Source organism: Kocuria sp. NBRC 114282 (genome assembly GCF_030268385.1).
In the GTDB taxonomy this organism is placed as follows: Bacteria; Actinomycetota; Actinomycetes; order Actinomycetales; family Micrococcaceae; genus Kocuria; species Kocuria palustris.
This window is the reverse complement of the sequence record NZ_BSQO01000005.1, coordinates 50,751-68,662: the sequence shown is the minus strand read 5'-3', so window position 1 is coordinate 68,662 and position 17,912 is coordinate 50,751. Positions and strand designations below refer to the sequence as shown.

18 protein-coding genes are annotated in these 17,912 nt (G+C 70.9%); 5 read left to right on the top strand and 13 right to left on the bottom strand.

The features are described 5' to 3' along the window. Window position 1 precedes the first annotated feature (1 nt). The 5 genes from QSJ40_RS09725 to QSJ40_RS09705 all read right to left on the bottom strand — a co-directional run bounded on the left by QSJ40_RS09725 (window position 2) and on the right by QSJ40_RS09705 (window position 5,312). Window positions 2–901: an ABC transporter substrate-binding protein gene (locus QSJ40_RS09725; protein ID WP_006213641.1), complete on the bottom strand. Its 900-nt coding sequence runs from the start codon at window positions 899–901 to the stop codon at window positions 2–4. Between the two features lie 225 nt (window positions 902–1,126). Continuing rightward, window positions 1,127–2,761: a phosphoglucomutase (alpha-D-glucose-1,6-bisphosphate-dependent) gene (gene pgm / locus QSJ40_RS09720; protein ID WP_006213640.1), complete on the bottom strand. Its 1,635-nt coding sequence runs from the start codon at window positions 2,759–2,761 to the stop codon at window positions 1,127–1,129. Window positions 2,762–2,836: 75 nt separating this feature from the next. Further along, window positions 2,837–3,778 carry a ribokinase gene (locus tag QSJ40_RS09715; RefSeq protein ID WP_006213639.1) on the bottom strand — a complete coding sequence of 314 codons (942 nt, stop codon included), beginning with the start codon at window positions 3,776–3,778 and terminating at the stop codon, window positions 2,837–2,839. Continuing rightward, on the bottom strand, window positions 3,775–4,818 hold the full coding sequence (locus QSJ40_RS09710; RefSeq protein WP_006213638.1) for a nucleoside hydrolase: 1,044 nt from the start codon (window positions 4,816–4,818) through the stop codon (window positions 3,775–3,777). The genes QSJ40_RS09715 and QSJ40_RS09710 overlap by 4 nt, the downstream gene beginning before the upstream one ends. Before the next feature lie 308 nt (window positions 4,819–5,126). After that, entirely contained in the window at window positions 5,127–5,312 is a 186-nt protein-coding gene (locus QSJ40_RS09705; protein WP_006213637.1) for a hypothetical protein, read from the bottom strand. Window positions 5,313–5,383: 71 nt separating this feature from the next. On the opposite strand from QSJ40_RS09705, the gene QSJ40_RS09700 reads away from it, so the two are divergent. Next, window positions 5,384–5,569, top strand: a complete 186-nt coding sequence (locus QSJ40_RS09700) for a hypothetical protein (protein ID WP_006213635.1) — start codon at window positions 5,384–5,386, stop codon at window positions 5,567–5,569. Between the two features lie 66 nt (window positions 5,570–5,635). Here the strand turns inward: QSJ40_RS09700 and QSJ40_RS09695 are convergent, their stop codons facing one another. The 7 genes from QSJ40_RS09695 to QSJ40_RS09670 form a co-directional block, all read right to left on the bottom strand. Continuing rightward, on the bottom strand, window positions 5,636–6,319 hold the full coding sequence (locus QSJ40_RS09695; protein ID WP_006213634.1) for an SDR family oxidoreductase: 684 nt from the start codon (window positions 6,317–6,319) through the stop codon (window positions 5,636–5,638). Window positions 6,320–6,540: 221 nt separating this feature from the next. Further along, the gene (locus tag QSJ40_RS09690; protein ID WP_006213633.1) at window positions 6,541–6,861 is read right to left on the bottom strand and encodes a putative quinol monooxygenase; all 321 of its coding nucleotides are present in this window, start codon (window positions 6,859–6,861) and stop codon (window positions 6,541–6,543) included. Window positions 6,862–6,896: 35 nt separating this feature from the next. Further along, window positions 6,897–8,525 (bottom strand): amidase, encoded by a 1,629-nt coding sequence (locus QSJ40_RS09685; RefSeq protein ID WP_006213632.1) that lies wholly within the window; start codon window positions 8,523–8,525, stop codon window positions 6,897–6,899. After that, on the bottom strand, window positions 8,516–10,030 hold the full coding sequence (locus QSJ40_RS09680) for an NAD-dependent succinate-semialdehyde dehydrogenase (protein ID WP_006213631.1): 1,515 nt from the start codon (window positions 10,028–10,030) through the stop codon (window positions 8,516–8,518). Before QSJ40_RS09680 ends, QSJ40_RS09685 begins: the two co-directional genes overlap by 10 nt. 150 nt (window positions 10,031–10,180) lie before the next feature. Beyond that, window positions 10,181–10,855 carry a histidine phosphatase family protein gene (locus QSJ40_RS09675; protein WP_006213630.1) on the bottom strand — a complete coding sequence of 225 codons (675 nt, stop codon included), beginning with the start codon at window positions 10,853–10,855 and terminating at the stop codon, window positions 10,181–10,183. Between the two features lie 62 nt (window positions 10,856–10,917). Continuing rightward, window positions 10,918–11,247 (bottom strand): hypothetical protein, encoded by a 330-nt coding sequence (locus QSJ40_RS12815; protein ID WP_352156409.1) that lies wholly within the window; start codon window positions 11,245–11,247, stop codon window positions 10,918–10,920. 2 nt (window positions 11,248–11,249) lie between these two features. After that, window positions 11,250–12,374: an APC family permease gene (locus QSJ40_RS09670; RefSeq protein ID WP_352156407.1), complete on the bottom strand. Its 1,125-nt coding sequence runs from the start codon at window positions 12,372–12,374 to the stop codon at window positions 11,250–11,252. A 115-nt stretch (window positions 12,375–12,489) separates the two neighbouring features. Here QSJ40_RS09670 and QSJ40_RS09665 point away from each other — a divergent pair, with 115 nt between their 5' ends. From QSJ40_RS09665 to QSJ40_RS09650, 4 genes are all read left to right on the top strand, one after another. Next, window positions 12,490–13,869 carry an NAD-dependent succinate-semialdehyde dehydrogenase gene (locus QSJ40_RS09665; RefSeq protein WP_006213627.1) on the top strand — a complete coding sequence of 460 codons (1,380 nt, stop codon included), beginning with the start codon at window positions 12,490–12,492 and terminating at the stop codon, window positions 13,867–13,869. Window positions 13,870–14,040: 171 nt separating this feature from the next. Continuing rightward, on the top strand, window positions 14,041–14,376 hold the full coding sequence (locus tag QSJ40_RS09660) for a rhodanese-like domain-containing protein (protein ID WP_006213626.1): 336 nt from the start codon (window positions 14,041–14,043) through the stop codon (window positions 14,374–14,376). A gap of 13 nt (window positions 14,377–14,389) precedes the next feature. Further along, a complete protein-coding gene (gene pheA / locus QSJ40_RS09655; RefSeq protein ID WP_006213625.1) occupies window positions 14,390–15,319 on the top strand; it encodes a prephenate dehydratase in 930 nt (309 codons plus the stop codon). 90 nt (window positions 15,320–15,409) lie between these two features. Then, on the top strand, window positions 15,410–16,810 hold the full coding sequence (locus tag QSJ40_RS09650) for a GntP family permease (protein WP_006213624.1): 1,401 nt from the start codon (window positions 15,410–15,412) through the stop codon (window positions 16,808–16,810). 25 nt (window positions 16,811–16,835) lie between these two features. Here QSJ40_RS09650 and QSJ40_RS09645 read toward each other — a convergent pair whose 3' ends face one another. Further along, the gene (locus QSJ40_RS09645) at window positions 16,836–17,888 is read right to left on the bottom strand and encodes a diacylglycerol/lipid kinase family protein (RefSeq protein WP_006213623.1); all 1,053 of its coding nucleotides are present in this window, start codon (window positions 17,886–17,888) and stop codon (window positions 16,836–16,838) included. Between the last annotated feature and the right edge of the window lie 24 nt (window positions 17,889–17,912).

Genomic DNA, 17,912 nt, shown 5'->3' with positions numbered 1-17,912 from the left:
ATCAGCCTCTCGAGCGCTCGCGCAGCAGCCACTGCGCCAGGGCGTCCAGCGCGATGCCGATCAGCCCGATGAGGAGGATGACCACGAGCATCTCGTCGTAGGCCAGGCGATCGCGAGCATTGAGGATCTCATAGCCGAGTCCCGAGGACACGCCGAGCATCTCGGCCGGGAGGATCACGACCCACGCGATGCCCAGCGCCAGGCGCACGCCCGTCATGGTGAAGGGGCGGATGCTCGGCAGCACCACGGCGCGCAGGATCTCCGGGCGGGTGGCCCGCAGAGTCCGGGCCACTCGCACATGCAGCGGATCCAGCGCGGCCACGCCGGAGGCGGTGTTCAGCGCGACTGGCCAGACCGCCGCGATCGCCAATCCGCACAGCAGCCGCCACAGGCTCGTGGCAGCGTCCTGCAGCACCACGCAGCACACGTGATCGCGCCATGCATCGCCCAGGAAGCGCTGGATCCCGCCGACGGACTGCGCCGCCGCGGCCGCGTTGAAGGGATCGACCACCGTGTATCCGCCGATCACCCCGTTGTTCAGGGCGGGGAGCATGTCCGAGGGCGCCATGGACAGCAGCTGCACGGTGCCCTCGTCCGCCGACGGGGTGCGGCGCATGATCGGGGTGAGCCCGGCGCCGCGCAGCATCTGCTGCACGACCACGTTGTGCACGGACCACCAGGCCGGGATCGCGATCGACTCCCCGGCCAGCGAGGACCAGCTGCGGAACAGCACTGGGGCCTGGACCGGGACGCCGGCCTCCTCGTAGTAGCCGTTGGCGTGCCCGATCAGCAGCGGGGTGGCGTTGGTGATCGGCAGGTATCCCACGCGCACGGGCGCCGACGGATCCGTCGAGGCGCTGCCGCCCTGCGACGCCGTGTAGGCCGCACCAGCGCGCCCCATCGCACCTGATGGGCTGCGCTGGTGCGGCGTCAGCGCTGTCCAGCCGGCAGGGACGCCGCCCGGACAGCGGATCCCTCCAGGGGACGCGGTTGGTGACGGATCTGCACCCCATCACCGCTGATGGGGTGCAGATCCGTCACCAACCGGGCATGCGAGGTCCAGGACGCACATGGGCGCCCCCTCGAGACCGAGGGGGCGCCCATGTGCGTCGTCAGTTCCGAAGGGTCAGCCGATCACGCCGTCGACCAGCGCCTTGGCCTCGCGCTGCACGAGCTTGAGGTGCTCCTCGTCCACGAAGGACTCGGCGTAGATCTTGTAGACGTCCTCGGTGCCCGACGGGCGCGCGGCGAACCAGGCGCGGTCCGTGGTGACCTTGAGCCCGCCGATGGGCGCGCCGTTGCCGGGAGCCTCGGTGAGCTTGGCCGTGATGGGGTCGCCGGCCAGGGTCTCGGCGGTGACCTGCTCGGGCGACAGCTTCTTCAGCGCCGCCTTCTGCTCGCGATCGGCGGGTGCGTCGATGCGCTGGTAGACCGGGGCCCCGTACTGCTCGGTGAGCTCCGCGTAGCGCTGCGACGGGGTCTTGCCGGTCACCGCGATGATCTCCGCGGCCAGCAGCGCCAGGATGATCCCGTCCTTGTCGGTGGTCCACACGGAGCCGTCCTTGCGCAGGAACGACGCACCGGCGGACTCCTCGCCGCCGAAGCCCAGGGAGCCGTCGAGCAGGCCCGGAACGAACCACTTGAAGCCCACGGGGACCTCCACCAGGCGGCGGCCCAGCGATTCGGCCACGCGGTCGATGATCGACGACGAGACCAGCGTCTTGCCGATCCCGGCGTCCTCCTGCCAGCCGTCGCGGTGGGCGAAGAGGTAGTCGATCGCCACGGCCAGGTAGTGATTGGGGTTCATCAGCCCGGCGTCCGGGGTGACGATGCCGTGACGGTCGGAGTCGGCGTCGTTGCCGGTGGCGATGTCGTACTTGTCGCGCTGCTGGATGAGCGAGGCCATGGCGCTGGGGGAGGAGCAGTCCATGCGGATCTTGCCGTCCCAGTCCAGGGTCATGAACGCCCACTGGGGGTCGACCTCCGGATTGACCACGGTGAGGTCCAGCCCGAAGCGCTCGCCGATCTCCTTCCAGTACGCGACCGAGGCCGAGCCCATGGGGTCTGCGCCGATGCGCACACCGGCGCGCTTGATGGCCTCGAGGTCGATGATCTCCGGCAGCGCGGAGACGTAGCTGTCCAGGTAGTCGAACGACTGGGTGGTCTCCGCGGCACGCGCCTCCTCGAGCGGAATGCGCTTGACGTCTGCGTTGCCGCCCTCGAGCAGCTCATTGGCGCGATCGGCGATCCAGCCGGTGGCGTCGGTGTCGGCGGGGCCGCCGTGGGTGGGGTTGTACTTGAAGCCGCCGTCGGCCGGCGGGTTGTGCGACGGGGTGATCACGATGCCGTCGGCGAGATCGCGCTCGCGGTCCTTGTTGTAGGTCAGGATCGCGTGCGACAGCGCCGGGGTGGGCGTGTAGCCGTCGCGGGAGTCCAGCAGGACGGTCACGCCGTTGGCGGCCAGCACCTGCAGGGCGGTGTCCTGGGCCACGGCGGAGAGCGCATGCGTGTCCTGGCCCATGAACAGCGGGCCGGTGGTGCCCTCCTGCGCGCGGTACTCCACGATGGCCTGCGTGATGGCGGCGATGTGGGCGTCGTTGAACGAGGACTTCAGGGAGGACCCGCGGTGCCCGGAGGTGCCGAAGGCGACCCGCTGGCCGGGATCCGAGAGATCCGGGGTGCGCGAGGCGTAGGCCTCGAGCAGCTCGGAGAGGTCGACGAGGTCTTCGGGAAGGGCGACGGTGCCCGCGCGATCAGTCATGCCTCTCAGAGTAGTCAGCCCACGTGGGGCCGGTCACGCGATTGACCGAGTTGTGGTCAGTTCGTCCGGTACCGCTCAGAGCTCGTCCAGCTGCGCCCGGGACGGGTACGACGGCTGCGCGCCCTCGCTGCGCGTGGCGATCGCGCCCACGCGCATGGCCAGCTCGACGGCCGCCGGGAGCTCGGCGCCGGCGGCCAGCGCTGCGGCCAGCGTTCCCGTCACGGAGTCGCCTGCGCCCGTGGTGTCGACCGCCTGCACCCGATGACCGGCGACCCGCTGCGCCTGCGTCCGCCCGTCGCGGGTGCGCATCAGGACCGCGCCGTCCGGGCCCAGGGTCACGACGGCATCCGCCACTCCGGTGGTCTCGGCCAGGCGCTGCCCGGCGCGCTGCCACTGCGAGTCGTCGTCGGGGATCTCGGTGCCGCTGAGCTGCGCCATCTCGTGGGCGTTGACCACGAGCAGGTCGGTGCGCTCGAGCAGCTCGGGCTCGGGCTGGCGGAAGGGGGAGGGGTTGAGCACGACCGTCACGCCGGCGTCGTGCGCTGCGCGGGCGGCGGCGATCACGGTCTCGGCCGGGATCTCGAAGGTCAGCGCGAGCGTGCGCACACCGTCGAAGAGCTCCGGGGTGATGCGCTCCGGGGCGACCTCTCCGTTGGCGCCGGGGGAGATGACGATCGTGTTCTCGCCGTCCTCGGAGACGGTGATGACGGCGGTGCCGGTGGCGGTGTCTGACAGGGATGCGACGTGGGCGGTGTCCACGCCGTGGCCCTCGAGCGACTCCAGGAGCATCTGGCCGTGGGGGTCATCGCCCACCGCGCCGACCATCCGCACACGGGCGCCGAGCCGAGCCGCCGCGGCGGCCTGGTTGGCCGACTTGCCGCCGGGAGCCGTGCTCAGCGGGCCGCCCTGGACGGTCTCGCCCGGCTCGGGATGGCGCTGGGTGCGCACCACCAGATCGGCGTTCAGCGAGCCGATGATGACGACGTCGCCGTCGGTGGCGGGGTAGCGGTCGGTCATCGTGCGGCTCCTGGCTGGTGGCTGTCGTCGGTGTCCTGCGTTCCGCCGTCGGAGGTCTCGACCATCTCAGGGATGCGCCGCTGGGCTTCCGGCAGGGCGCCTTCGCCGACCTGCAGCCGAGCCGTGGCCTCCAGGACGAGCTCCCAGAAGCCGTCGACGTCCAGGCCCGTGGCGGCGGCTGTGAGCAGGTCCGGGTCCTCCGGGCCGCGCCGGTCGACGACGGTCATGCCGGTGGTCAGCTCGCCCGAGCACTCGATGTCGATCGGCGCGCGGCGCAGCGTCAGCAGCTCGGGGCGGATCACGGCGGCGACGGCCACGGGGTCGTGGCAGGGCGGATCCGAGAAGTCCTGGTTGTCCTGATAAGCCGCCCGGTAGCTGGAGATGAGGTCCACGGCGATCTGTCCTGCGTCGGTGCCGAGATCCGCGAACGATCGTTCGATGTCCTGCGTGGCGACGGCCTGGTGCGTGACGTCCAGGCCCACCATGGTCACCGGCCAGCCTGCGGCGAAGACGATGCGCGCGGCCTCCGGATCCACGGCGATGTTGAACTCGGCCACGGGCGTGATGTTGCCGTCGGCGATCGCCCCGCCCATGAGCACGACCTCGCGGACGCGCTCGACGACCTCCGGGGCCTTCTGCGCCGCCAGCGCCAGATTCGTCAGCGGGCCCAGGGCGATCAGCGTCAGCGTGCCCGGCTCGGCCGCCCGGAGCTCGCGGATGATGAGGTCCACCGCGTGCTCGTCCGAAAGCTGCGCCTGCGGCTCGGCCAGTACGAGCTGTCCCAGGCCGGTGTCGCCGTGCACGTGGCCGGCGGTCTGCGGCTGGCGCTCGAGCGGGTCCGCGGCCCCGGCTGCCACCGGCGCGTCCAGGCCGATGGCCTCCGTCAGCGCCAGGGCGTTGCGGGTGACCTTCTCGAGGGTCTGGTTGCCGCCCACCACGGTCACCGCGGTCACGTCCAGCTCCGAGCTGCCGTGGGCGAGCATGAGGGCCAGGGCGTCATCCACGCCCGGATCGCAGTCGATGATCACGCGTCGAGTCATATCCCCAGTATCCAATGTCACACCGACGCCCGCACCGGGGCGCACCGCCTTCGAGGCGGCCACAGCCCCGTCGTCCCGGTCCCGCCGTCCCTGCCACCGTCAACTCGACGAGTGGCCGATTCCTCACCGCAAGCGCCGCGACTGGCCGCTTCTGCACCGCGTCGACGCGCAATCGGCGGGGAATCTCCCACTCGATGAAGAAGAGGTGCGGAATCGGCCTCTCGGGGGCGGCAGAGATGCGGGGCTGCTCGAGGGGCACACCACCCCGGAGGCGGCGAGCGACGACTGACCCCAGCCGTCAGCGCTGATCAGCGGCGGCGCTCGGGGCTGCGGCTCGGGCCGCTGGGGATCACGCGGTTCACGATGGCGCCCACGATCAGCGCGATCACGATGACGGCGGCGATGCGCAGGAACGAGTTCTGCACTCCGCCGAGCAGGAGGTTGGCCACCACCAGGGTGATGACGATGGTGATCAGGGTCGACAGGATTCTCATGCGGATACTGTCCCACGTCGCGGCACTGCAGTGAGGCGCCGTCCCGATCTCAGCGAGGCCTGTCACCTTCTATGTCCGCCGCAGTCTCCCGTGCCGCTCGGCCCGCCGCATGGTTCACCGTCATCGGATCATTGGTGTGGGTCGTGGCGGGCGTCGTCTCGCCGTTCCTGCTGATCGGCGGCATCGTCGGGCTGGTCCTGGGAGTACTCGGATTGTTCGCTGCGACGATGATCGCCACGGGCATGCAGGTGAGCTGAGGCCCGCCGGCTGCCGTCGGGTCCTGACGGAAGCTCGGCGAGCCTCATCGACCGGGGCGAGCCCGATCAGCGCGCGAGCGCCTCGCGGATGGGGGTGTCCCCGCGGCCGTACTCGATGAACTTCCCGACGGTCTCCGTCATGTCCAGGGCGTCGACGATCGTCTGGGCGACGTCGCTGCGGGAGATGTTCCGCTCCCCGTTCGGTCCGGCGGACTCGCGGTCGCCGCCGAACTCCTCGAGGGGGCCGAGTCCGATCGTGCCGGTCGGCTCGTCGTCGGTGAGGAAGCCGGGGCCCAGGATGGTCCAGTCCAGGTCGGAGCGGCGCAGGGTCTCATCCGCCTCGGCCTTGGCCTGAACGTAGGGGTAGAACCCGTGGTCCTCGCTCAGGCCGTGCTCGAGCGTGGAGCCCTGGTAGGAGACCATCACGTAGCGCTTGACGCCTGCGCGCTGCGCGGCGTCGATCGAGCGCTGGGCGGCATCGCGGTCCACGGCGAACGTGGTCTCCGGGCCAGCCCCGCCTGCTCCGGCGGCCCACACGACGGCGTCGTGGCCGGCGATCGCGGCATCGAGCTGCTCGGTGCTCGCCTCCTGCAGGTCGAGGACGAGCGGCGTGGCGCCGATGGCCTCGATCTCCGTCTTCTGGTCGGCGGAGCGGATCACCGAGGTGACCTGGTGCCCTGCCTCGACCAGCTTGCGCCCGGCGATCATGGCGACGGCTCCGTGGCCGCCCAGGATGACGATCTTCGACATGGCTCCTCCTCAAGGATGCGTGTGTCCAGGACAACGGAGTCCTTCAGCGCACTTCACGGGGCCAGCCGATGCAGGCGACGGGGTCGGCTCAGCTCAGCAGGCGCCGCCGATCATGCCGAAGCCGCGGAAGGCATGGACCACGCAGAGCACGAGCGCGGCCGAAGCGCGGCAGGCTCAGAGTACGCCCCTGTGATGCACGTCACTCCGCATGACGGCGTGGGTCAGTCGACCTTGATCTCGCCCATCTCGCCCCAGCCGTCGGCGCTGATCTGCTCCGAGATGATCTGCGGGGTGGCGGCCAGGTACTGCGGGAACTCCTGCTGCATCTTCTGGAAATGATCCGAGTTCACGTGGGCCTCGGCGGCGTCGTCGTCGAAGCCCTCGACCAGGACGAACTCGTTGGTGTCCTCGACCGAGCGCGACCAGTCGAAGAACCGGTTGCCGGGCTCGGCGCGGGTGGCCTCGGTGAACTCGCGGGAGATCTCCGGCCACTGGGCCGAGTGCTCGGGCTTCACGGGGAACTTCACGACGATGAAGATCATGGGGGTCTCCTTCTGCGGTGGGACGGGCTCGGGGATCACGCTATCGCACGGAAGCGCTCCTGGGGCGGGGCGGCCAGGCACTCGCGGAGGGCTGGGTCGAGCCCGGAGGTGATCCGGTCGGCGAGCACGAGCAGTCCGATCTCCGCACCGGGCCGGCCGATGAGCTGGATCCCCATGGGCACCTGAGCGCCGGTGACCTCCGAGCGCACGATCGTCGTGGGGACGACGACGGCGGGCAGTCCGATCACATTGATCAGCGAGGTCCAGGGGGTGTAGCGGCACTGGCGCTCGTAGTCCTGATCGGCGGAGGCGGGATCGGTGGGCTCGAAGCCCTCCCACCACCAGCCGTGGGGCCTGGGCGTCTGGGCCAGCGCCGGGGTCATCACGACATCCCAGCGGTCCCAGTCCTGCAGCGCACGGCGCTCCATGTCCCGCAGCGTGCGGATGGCTCTCACCAGATCAGATGCCGTGCGCTGGCCCGCGCGGCGGCGGTACTCCTGCGCCAGCCCGGTGAGCAGCGGCTCCTGCTCGGGACTCAGCGGCGCAGCGCCCACGGAGGCGGTCCACAGCTGGAAGAAGGCCTCCGGGTAGGCGGGGTGGTGGCGGATGTCGGCCTCCTGGACGTCGTGACCCGCTGCGCGCAGGACGTCGACGCCCGCCTGCAGAGCCTCAGCGGCCTGCAGGGACACCGGCGTGGGGTGCGCGGCCTCGAAGGCCGAGGAGATGCTCACGCCGATCGACAGCGACCGGCTGCCCCACGGCGGCTCGCCCTGCTGTGCAAGCCGCACGGCCTGCACCGCCGGCCCCGGCCCGGCAGGAAGGTCCGACGGCGGCCCGGACGACGGCGGCCCCCACGGATCCCGCGCAGCCGCAGCCCCCGGCGAGCAGACGGGTCGGAAGCTGCGATTGTCCCCGACGGCTCCGGGTGCGGGCTGGGTGAGGCCGTCGAAGACCAGTGCGGCATCCAAGGCCGTGCGTGCGATCGGCCCGTTGACCGCGAGCATCCCGTGATCGCGCAGACCGTCTCCGGTGGGCACCGTGCCGCGGCCGGGCTTGAGCCCGATCAGCCCGCAGGCGGCCGCGGGAATGCGGATGGAGCCGCCGCCGTCGGAGCCCACGGCAGCGGGGATGATCCCGGCGGCCACCGCGGCGGCCTGCCCGCCGGAGGAGCCCCCGGGATCGGCCTGCAGGTCCCACGGATTGCGGGTCACCGGTCCCAGCAGGTTCTGGCTGTAGCAGTTGAGCCCGAACTCGGGCACCTGAGTCTTGCCCAGCAGCTGCGCGCCCAGGGCGCGATGCAGCTGCGCGGTCTCGTCGTCGGCCTCCGCGACCGGCGCGCAGTCCCGCCCCTCCGCGGCCACGGCGCGGGAGCCCGAGGTCGTGGGCTGGCCCTGGACGTCGTGCAGGTCCTTGAGCGGCATGGGCATCCCGTGCCAGCGTCCGCGCTGCGCGGCAGGCAGGGCGTCCAGTGCGGTGGCGCGCTCGTCCGCTGCCTCCCCAGACTCCAGGTGCACGAAGGCGCCCAGCGCAGGGCCGTGCTGGTCCGACTCCGCGGCGCGCGCCCGACGCAGTGCGGCAGCGGCCACGTCCCGGGCAGAGGCGCGACCGCCCTGCAGGGCATCCTGCAGGGCGGTCGCGTCGGTGAGCGGGAGGCTCAGCTCCACGGGTTCTCCATGCCCATGTACTGGACCTCCGTGTACTCCTCGATGCCCTCGGCTCCGCCCTCGCGGCCCATGCCGGACTGCTTGATGCCGCCGAACGGGGTGGCGGCATTGGAGATCACGCCGACGTTGAGCCCCAGCAGGCCGAAGTCCAGTCGATCGCCGATGCGATGGGCGCGCTTGAGGTCCTCGGTGAAGACATAGGAGGCCAGGCCGTACTCGGTCGAGTTGGCCAGGGCCACGGCGTCGTCCTCATCCGTGAAGGTGAGGATCGGGGCGACGGGGCCGAAGATCTCCTCGCAGGCCGCACGGGCGTCGCGGGGGACGTTCGCCAGGACGGTGGGAGCGTAGAAGTAGCCCTTCTCGCCGATGCGCTCGCCGCCGGTCAGCACCGTGGCGCCGCGCTCGACGGCATCGTCCACGAACGAGGAGATGGACTCGAGCGCCTTCTTCTCGATCAGCGGACCGACCTCCGAGCCGTCCTCGGTGCCGTCGCCCACCTTCTTGGCGCCGATGGCCTCGGCCAGGCGGCGGCCGAACTCCTCGGCCACGGACTCGTGGACCAGCATGCGGTTGGCGGAGGTGCAGGCCTCTCCCATGTTGCGCATCTTGGCGGCCAGGGCACCTGCCACGGCCTTGTCCAGGTCGGCGTCCTCGAAGACCAGGAAGGGCCCGTTGCCGCCGAGCTCCATGGAGGTGCGCAGCACGTTGTCCGCGGCGGCCTTGAGCAGGTTCTTGCCCACGCCGGTGGAGCCGGTGAACGAGACCTTGCGCAGGCGCTCGTCCTGCATCAGCGGCTCGGAGATGGAGGAGGCCGAGGCCGAGGGCACGACGCTGAGCACGCCGGCGGGCAGACCAGCATCCAGCATGATCTGCGCGAAGTACAGCGAGGTCAGCGGGGTCAGGCGCGCGGGCTTGAGCACCATGGTGCAGCCGGCGGCGACCGCGGGGGAGATCTTGCGCGTGGCCATGGCCAGCGGGAAGTTCCAGGGCGTGATCAGCAGCGCCGGGCCCACGGGCTTGTGGCGCACGACCATCCGCAGGTTCCCCTCCGGGGTGTCGGCGTAGCGGCCGTAGTGGCGCACGGCCTCCTCCGAGAACCACCGCAGGAACTCGCCGCCGTAGGTGACCTCTCCCAGGGCCTCCGCGAAGGGCTTGCCCATCTCCAGGGTCATCAGCAGCGCCAGGTCCTCCCGGCGCTCCTGGACCAGGTCGAAGGCGCGGCGCAGGATCTCCGCGCGCCCGCGGGCCGGGGTGCGGGCCCAGTCCTCCTGTGCGGCCGAGGCTGCGTCCAGCCCGGCCAGCGCGTCCTTCTCGGTACCCGAGGCGATGGAGGCCAGGACCTCGCCGGTGGCGGGGTTCTCGACGTCGAAGGTCTCGCCGCCGGAGGCATCGCGCCAGGTCCCTTCGATCAGGATCCCCTTGGGGGTGCGCTCGAGCAGATCGCGGATGATCTCCTGGCGCTGGTCGGGTGAGGCATCGGCGAAGGAGGACTGCGAAGCGGTCATGGAGTACAGCCTTTCGACAAAGTGAGCGCGCCGGTTCGCGGGCAGGAGCCCTGGGTCGTCAGCCGGTGGGCGCGGATTCAGCTGATCGCTGTGTTCTGCCTCTCAGCCTAGGGGGTCTCGCTGACAGCACAAGGCTCCCCGGAGGAGGTCTCAGCCCTTGATCTCGGAAGGATCCAGGGGCTCGGCGGCGGGGCCGTCGTCGTCGGAGTCCACGGCCTTGGGGCCCAATGAGGCATCCTGCCAGCTCAGCGCCGCCCAGGTGCTGCCATCGCCCTCGATCACGACCACTCCGGTGTTGCCCAGTCCCTCCCGCGCAACGAACGCGGGGCTGAGATTCCGGCATCGCGAGGCGCTCCAGGCGCGGATCATGGCGCCGTGCGAGAACAGGGCGGCCGTCTGCACACCGGAGTCCAGGACCTCCTGCACGACCTCGTCGAAGCGGCGCAGGACGTCGTGACCGTCCTCCCCGGAGCCGGGAACTGCCTCGTGCATCCGGCCCTGCCCCCAGCCGAACACCGTGCTCAGGTAGGTGCGCACGGAGGCATCGTCGCCGGCCATCTCCAGGTCCCCGGCTCCGATCTCGCGCAGGCCCGGGCGGATGGCGGGCTCGAGGCCCAGCGCGTCGGCCAGCGGCCGAGCCGTGAGCTGGGTGCGCACGAGGCTCGAGGCGTAGAGGGCTTCGATCCCAGCGCCGGCCAGGGCCTCCGGCAGCGCCTCCGCCTGCTGCCGGCCGAGCTCGGTCAGGCCCGGGCCGGGCTCGCCCGTGTCCAGCAGGCGCTGCACGTTGGACGGGGTCTGCCCGTGACGGATCAGGTAGAGCCTCATGGCGGGCGGGGTCCTCTCGTCGGTGGTCGTCTCCACTCTACGGAGCGGGCCCGGCCGCGGGCTCAGCCGTCGCGGCGGCGCTGCAGGGCCGCCTTGAGCTCCTCCTCGGCCTCCGGGCCCGGGCGGATGCCGCGCGGCAGGCGCAGCATCAGCACGACGCCGGCGAGGAGCCAGACGCCGAGCATGAGATACGACTGCCAGGCCAGCGTCACGGAGATCGGGGTGAGCCCGGGGATGTAGACCAGCAGCAGGGCCGCGCACAGCACGGCGGCCACGGCCCCGATCACCACGCCGCCGCGCCCCTTGCCGCCGATGCGCAGCGGGCGGTCCATCTGCGGCTGCGTGCGCCGCAGGATCACGAACGTGACCGCCACGAGACCGTAGGTCAGCACGATCAGGGGCGAGCTGGCATCGACCGCCCAGTTGAGCATGGGGCCCCGAAGAACGGCGCGATCGCCGAGAGCACCCCGATGAACAGCAGCGCGTTGACAGGAGTGCGGTGCCTGGGGTGCATCTTCCCGAACCAGCGGGGCAGCATCCCGGAGTTCGCCATGGCCCACAGCAGCCGCGAGGCGCCCATGAGGAACGCGATCCAGGAGGTGATGATCCCGGCCAGCCCCCCGGCGATCACGACCTTGCCCCACACGGTGCTGCCGGTCAGGGCGGCGAAGGCATCGGCGGTGACCAGCTTCAGCCCCGTGAGCTCGGAGGCCGGCAGCGCCATGGACGTGCTGACGATGATCGCGACGTAGAACGCGACCGCCATGAAGACCGAGACCACCACGAGCCGGCCGATCTTCCGCGGCGGGATGTCGATCTCCTCGGCGGACTGGGGGATGACGTCGAAGCCCACGAACAGGAACGGCACCGCGCCCAGCACGGCCACGAACCCGACGGCCCCGCCGGTGAAGTGCGGCTGCAGGTTGGCCGGGTCGCCGCCGAGCGCGCTGCCGCCCAGCAGCAGGACCGCCATGAGGATCAGGAAGCACACGACCCAGGTCTGGACCAGCCCGGCCAGCTTCACCCCGCGGATGTTGATCCACATGATCACGAGCGCTGCGATGGATCCGGTCAGCGCCCAGGTCAAGTGGACGTCGAAGCCCGTGATGCTCCACAGGCGGATCTGCTCGAGCCCGGGGAAGATGTAGGACGCGGTGGTGGGGGTCGAGACGGCCTCGAAGAGCACGACGGCGATGTAGCCCCCGGCGATGGCCCAGGAGCCGATCATCGAGGCTCGGGGGCCCAGGCCGCGCAGGAGGTAGTTGTGCTCGCCCCCGGCCTGCGGCATGGCGGCGACGAGCTCGGAGTAGACCAGCCCCACGAGCGCCATCAGGATGCCGCCGCAGATCATGGCCAGCAGCGCGCCCACCGTGCCGGCGCTGTCGATCCAGCCGCCCGTCAGGGTGATCCAGCCGAAACCGATCATGGCGCCGAAGCCGATGAACAGCGCATCCAGGGAGCCCAGCGCCTTGACGAAGGCCCCCTCCTGCTCCGGGGCGTCGTCTCGGTCCTTCGTCATCGACGTCCTCCTGGACTCGGGTGATCGTGAGCTGGAGCACATTCCCTGTTCAGCCGACTGCGAATCCTGGGGCGGCTCCATGGACCGAGCCCAGGCCGCTCCCTAGGTTGAACCCATGACTGATTACGCCGTAGTGAATCCGGCCGACAACCAGAAGGTGCGCGAGTTCGAGGCGCACACCGACGATCAGATCCGCCAGATGCTCGACCGCGCCCATGCGGCGCAGCAGGCCTGGCGAGAGACCCCCATGCGCGAGCGTGCGGAGACCATGGCCGCGCTGGCCTCGCTCTACCGCAGCCGCAGCCGGGACCTGGCCTCGACCCAGGCCCGCGAGATGGGCAAGCCGCTGAGCCAGGGCATGGCGGAGATGGAGCTCGTGGCAAGCATCTACGACTACTACGCCGAGAATGCGGAGTCGTTCACGAAGCCCGAGGAGTACCCGGCCAGCACCGGCGGCACCGCCCGCGTGGAGCTGCAGCCCACGGGCACGATCCTGGGCATCATGCCGTGGAACTACCCGCACTACCAGGTGGCCCGCCTGGCGGCGCCGAACCTGATGCTGGGCAACACGATCCTGCTCAAGCACGCGGCCATGGTCCCCGAGTCCGCCCAGGTCCAGGAGGACCTCATGCGGGAGGCCGGGTTCCCGGAGGGCGTCTACCAGAACGTCTTCGCCTCGAATGAGCAGATCTCCGAGATCGTCATCCCGTCGCCGGTCATCCACGGCGTCTCCGTGACCGGCTCCGAGCGGGCGGGCAAGTCGGTGGCCGCGACCGCGGGCGCGAATCTCAAGAAGGTCGTGCTCGAGCTGGGCGGCTCCGATGCCTTCGTCGTCCTGGACGACAAGGACATCGACCGCGTGGCCAAGGAGGCCGTGTTCGCCCGAGTGAGCAACAACGGCCAGGCCTGCACGAACTCCAAGCGCTTCATCGTGGTGGAGGAGGCCTACGACGCCTTCGTGGAGGCCTTCGCCCGCCGGGTGTCGGAGATCGAGCTCGGCGATCCGCAGGACGAGGGCTTCTTCCTGGGCCCGCTGGTCAGCACCTCGCAGCGCGACGAGCTCGCCGAGCAGCTGAAGGACGCCGTGGACAAGGGCGCCAAGGTCGAGGCCGGCGGCACGGTCCCAGACCGCGACGGCGCCTGGATCGAGGCCACCGTCCTCACCGGCGTCACCCCGGACATGCGCGCTTACTCCGAGGAGCTCTTCGGCCCGATCGGCGTGGTCTACAAGGTCCCGGACGCCAACGCCGCGATCGAGCTGGCCAACGACTCCGCGTTCGGGCTGGGCGGCATCGTCTTCGGCTCCGACGTCGAGCATGCCACCGAGGTCGCCCGGCAGATCGAGAGCGGCATGGTCTACGTCAACGGCCAGGCCGAGACCGCCCCGGACCTGCCCTTCGGCGGCGTGAAGCGCTCCGGCGTGGGCCGCGAGCTCGGCCCCTGGGGCATGCGCGAGTTCGCCAACACCAAGCTGGTGCACACGCCGAAGGCCTGATCCTCTCGGCCCTTGCAGCGGCCCCCGCCCGGCTCGTGCCGGGCGGGGGCCGCTGTGTCGTCGGGGACCCCGATTAGGGTGAGGGGACGACGACGGGGCCGTGCGCGGCCCCGCGAGCCACCGCGCCGCAGGGGATCGGCCCCGGGCGCCGAGATGAACTGGAGGATCGCCATGGACAACGTGGACAACCTGCCCAGCGCCGATGTCACCGAGGTTCCCGAGGACGCCAAGGTCCTCGACGTCCGCGAGGACTTCGAGTGGGAGGCCGGGCACATCGAGGGTGCGCAGCACATCCCGCTGGGCGAGCTCTCAGCCCGCTACGGCGAGGTCCCCATGGACGAGGACGTCTATGTGATCTGCCGCTCCGGCGGCCGGTCCCTGAAGGCCACGGCCTTCCTGGCACAGAGCGGCTTCGACCCCATCAACGTCCTGGGCGGGATGGGCGCGTGGGCGGATGCCGACAAGCCCATGGTCTCGGAGACCGACGAAACCCCCTCGGTGAAGTGACGCCCCGGAGACCATGAGCATCGCGTTCCTGGGTCCCGCCGGGACCTTCACCGAATCGGCGCTGAGGCAGATCGAGCCGGATCCCGCTCATCACCTGCCGGTCGCCTCGGTCCCCGCGGCCCTGGCGGCGGTGCGCGACGGGCGGGCCGCCTCGGCGGTCGTGCCGATCGAGAACTCCGTCGAGGGCGGCGTGACCGCCACGCTGGATGCGCTCGCCGAGGGCACCGAGCTGCGGATCTGCGCGGAGATGCTCGTGCCGATCCGCTTCGCGCTCGTGGCGCTGAGGCCCATGGAGCTGGCCCAGGTCCGGGCCGTGGCCACGCACTCGCATGCGTGGGCCCAGGTCAGAGGCTGGGTGCAAGAGAACATGCCGGAGGTGGAATACATTCCGGCATCGTCCACCGCGGCCGGCGCCCTGGGGTTGCTGGCCTCGGGGGAGTCCGCGGGCTATGACGCCGCGATCTGCTCCCCGGCGATCCTCGCGGCCCATCCCGAGCTGACCGTGCTGGCCGATGACATCGGGGACAACCGGGCCGCCGTCACCCGCTTCGTTCAGGTGGCCGAGCCGGGCGAGCAGCTGCCGGAGCGCACGGGCTCGGATCGCACCACGCTCGTCATCCCGCTGTGGAGCGACCGCGCCGGCGCCCTGCTGGAGATCCTGGAGCAGTTCTCCACCCGCGGGGTGAACCTCTCGCGCATCGAGTCCCGGCCCACCGGCGCCTCGCTGGGGGACTACTTCTTCTCGGTCGATCTGGACGGTCACATCCTGGACGAGCGGGTCTCGGAGGCCGTGGTGGGCCTGCGGCGGATCTGTCCGACCACCCGGTTCCTGGGCTCGTACCCCAGGGCGGAGCAGGGCGTGACGGAGGTCGAGGGCCGGCACACGGACGGAGCCTTCCGCCAGGCGAGGGACTGGGTCCAGCAGCTGCGCGAAGGGCGCTGAGCCGACTCCCTTCCATCGGCCGGCAGGCGGATACGCTGAGCCCTTCGGTGCTCGATGACGAGCGCCCCGACACACGCAAGGAGCCGAGACATGGTCGAGGAGCTCGAGGGCTGGGAGCAGACCCTCACCGCAGGTCCGCTGCTGCTGATCGCCGCCGCGGCGATCGCCGCCCTGCTGGTGCTGATCATCAAGCTGAAGATGCACGCCTTCGTGGCGCTGATCGTCATCAGCTTCCTCACGGCGGTCGCCGCGGGCATCCCGTTCGGCGCGGTCGTGCCCGTGATGCTCGACGGCTTCGGCGGCACGCTGGCCAGCGTGGCGCTGCTGGTGGGCCTGGGCGCCATGCTCGGACGGCTGCTCGAGACCTCCGGCGGCGCCCAGGTGCTGGCCGAGAAGCTGATCTCGATCTTCGGCGAGAAGCGGGCCCCGCTGGCGCTGGGAGTGGCCTCCCTGCTGTTCGGCTTCCCGATCTTCTTCGACGCCGGCCTGGTCGTCATGCTGCCCGTGGTCTTCGCCGTGGCCCGACGACTCGGCGGCTCCGTGCTGCTCTACGCGCTGCCGTCGGTCGGCGCGTTCTCCGTGATGCACGTGTTCCTGCCGCCGCATCCGGGGCCGGTCACCGCCTCCACGTTCTTCGAGGCGAACGTCGGCCTGGTCCTGCTCGTGGGGCTGGTGGCTGCGCTTCCGGCCTGGTACCTGTCGTCGTACCTCTTCAGCAAGGTCATGGGACGGCGGATCGATCTGCCCGTGCCCAGCATCCTGGGTGAGGCCGAGGCGGTGCAGAACCCGCCGAAGACGGGGACCGTGGTCCTCATCCTCCTGCTGCCCATGCTGCTGATCTTCCTCAACACGGGGCTGTCCACCCTGCTGAAGTCCGGGGCCATCCCCGAGGGCGTGGGGGAGCAGGCCTGGTTCCAGCTGCTGGTCTCCCTGGGTGCCACCCCGGTGGCGCTGACGATCTCCTTGCTGGTGGCGGCCCTGCTCGTGGGCAAGGCGCGCGGCGTCAGCGGCAGCGCGATCGAGAAGACCTTCGAATCGGCTCTGGGCCCCGTCTGCTCGGTCATCCTCATCACGGGAGCCGGCGGCATGTTCGGCGGCGTGCTGCGCAGCTCGGGCATCGGCGACGCCCTGGCCGACGTCCTCACCGACCTCGGCATCCCGATCATCCTGGCCGGGTTCATCATCGCCGTGATCATGCGCGTGGCCCAGGGTTCCGCGACCGTCGCGCTGACGACCGCCGCGGGCCTCATCGCGCCCGCGGTGATGGCCGCCGAACTCGGCGGGCTGCAGGTCGCAGCGCTCGTGATCGCGGTGGCCGCCGGCTCCGTGGCGCTGTCCCACGTCAACGACTCCGGCTTCTGGCTCGTGGGCCGCTTCCTGGAGATGGACGTGCGCACGACCTTCAGGACCTGGACGGTGCTGGAGACGATCATCGCCGTGGTCGGCTTCCTGATCGCCGCGGCCGTCTACGGCCTGGCCGGTCTCCTGTAGCCCGCCCCGGCGTTCTGCGGAAGGCTCAGCGCTCGTCGTCGGCGCTGCGGCGGCGGTGGAAGTCCGCCTGGATCGCAGGCTCATGCTCGGGGTGGCGAGCCTGGGTGTCGTCGTCGATCAGATCCAGGGACTCCCGCGCCATCGTGGGCGGGACGCGCAGCGACAGGGCGCCGGGGATGGTCTCGGCCTCGAAGGCCACCACGTGGCCCACGGTGTCTCCGTCGAGCTCGCCGCTGGTGGGCTCGGCGAACTCGGCGCGCATCTTCCGGCACTCGTAGTGATCGAGCTCGGGCAGCGGGTGGCGGTGCTGGGTGATCACCTTGCCGGCCAGCCGTGCCCACCCGAGCAGGTTGCGCGGGGCGATCACGACGACGTCCATCTTGCCGTCGTCCAGCTTGGCGCCGGGGACGAGCACGAGCCCGCCGGTCAGGGTCCCGCAGTTCGCGGCCATGATCGAGCGCACGCGCCGCGACTGCCAGGGGCCGTCGTCCAGGCTGAAGCGCGCCCAGGCCGGGGACATGAGGACCCGGCGCATGCCGGCCTCGCCGTAGGCCATCCACCCGATCTTCTTCTTGAGCCGATCGCTGGTGTGCTCCATGATCTCGGCGTCGAAGCCGACCCCGCCCATGACGCACAGCAGCTTCTCGTCCACGGTGCCGTGGTCCGACTCGGTGCGGAAGGTGACCATGTCGATGAGCTTGTCCTCCCCGAACAGGGCGACATCCACGGAGTGGTGGATGTCATCCAGGTGGGCGCCCAGGTTGCGGGCCAGAAGGTTGCCGGTGCCCATGGGGATCAGCCCCAGCGGCGTCCCGGTGCCGGCCAAGACCTCGGCCACGGTGCGCACAGTGCCGTCGCCGCCGGCGGCCAGCACCACATCGGCGCCCCATTCGAGGGCCTCGCGGGTCATGGACGTGCCGGGGTCATCGGCCCGGGTCTCGAAGAACCGCGGCTGCGGCCATCCCGCCTTGCGGCAGGCCAGCGTGGTGTGGTTGATGGCATCGTCCGCCCCGGCCTTGATGGGGTTGACGACGACTGCCACGTGCTGGACGTGAGGCTGGTCCAGGGTTTCGGACACGGATCGGCTCCTGAGGCTTCGGCG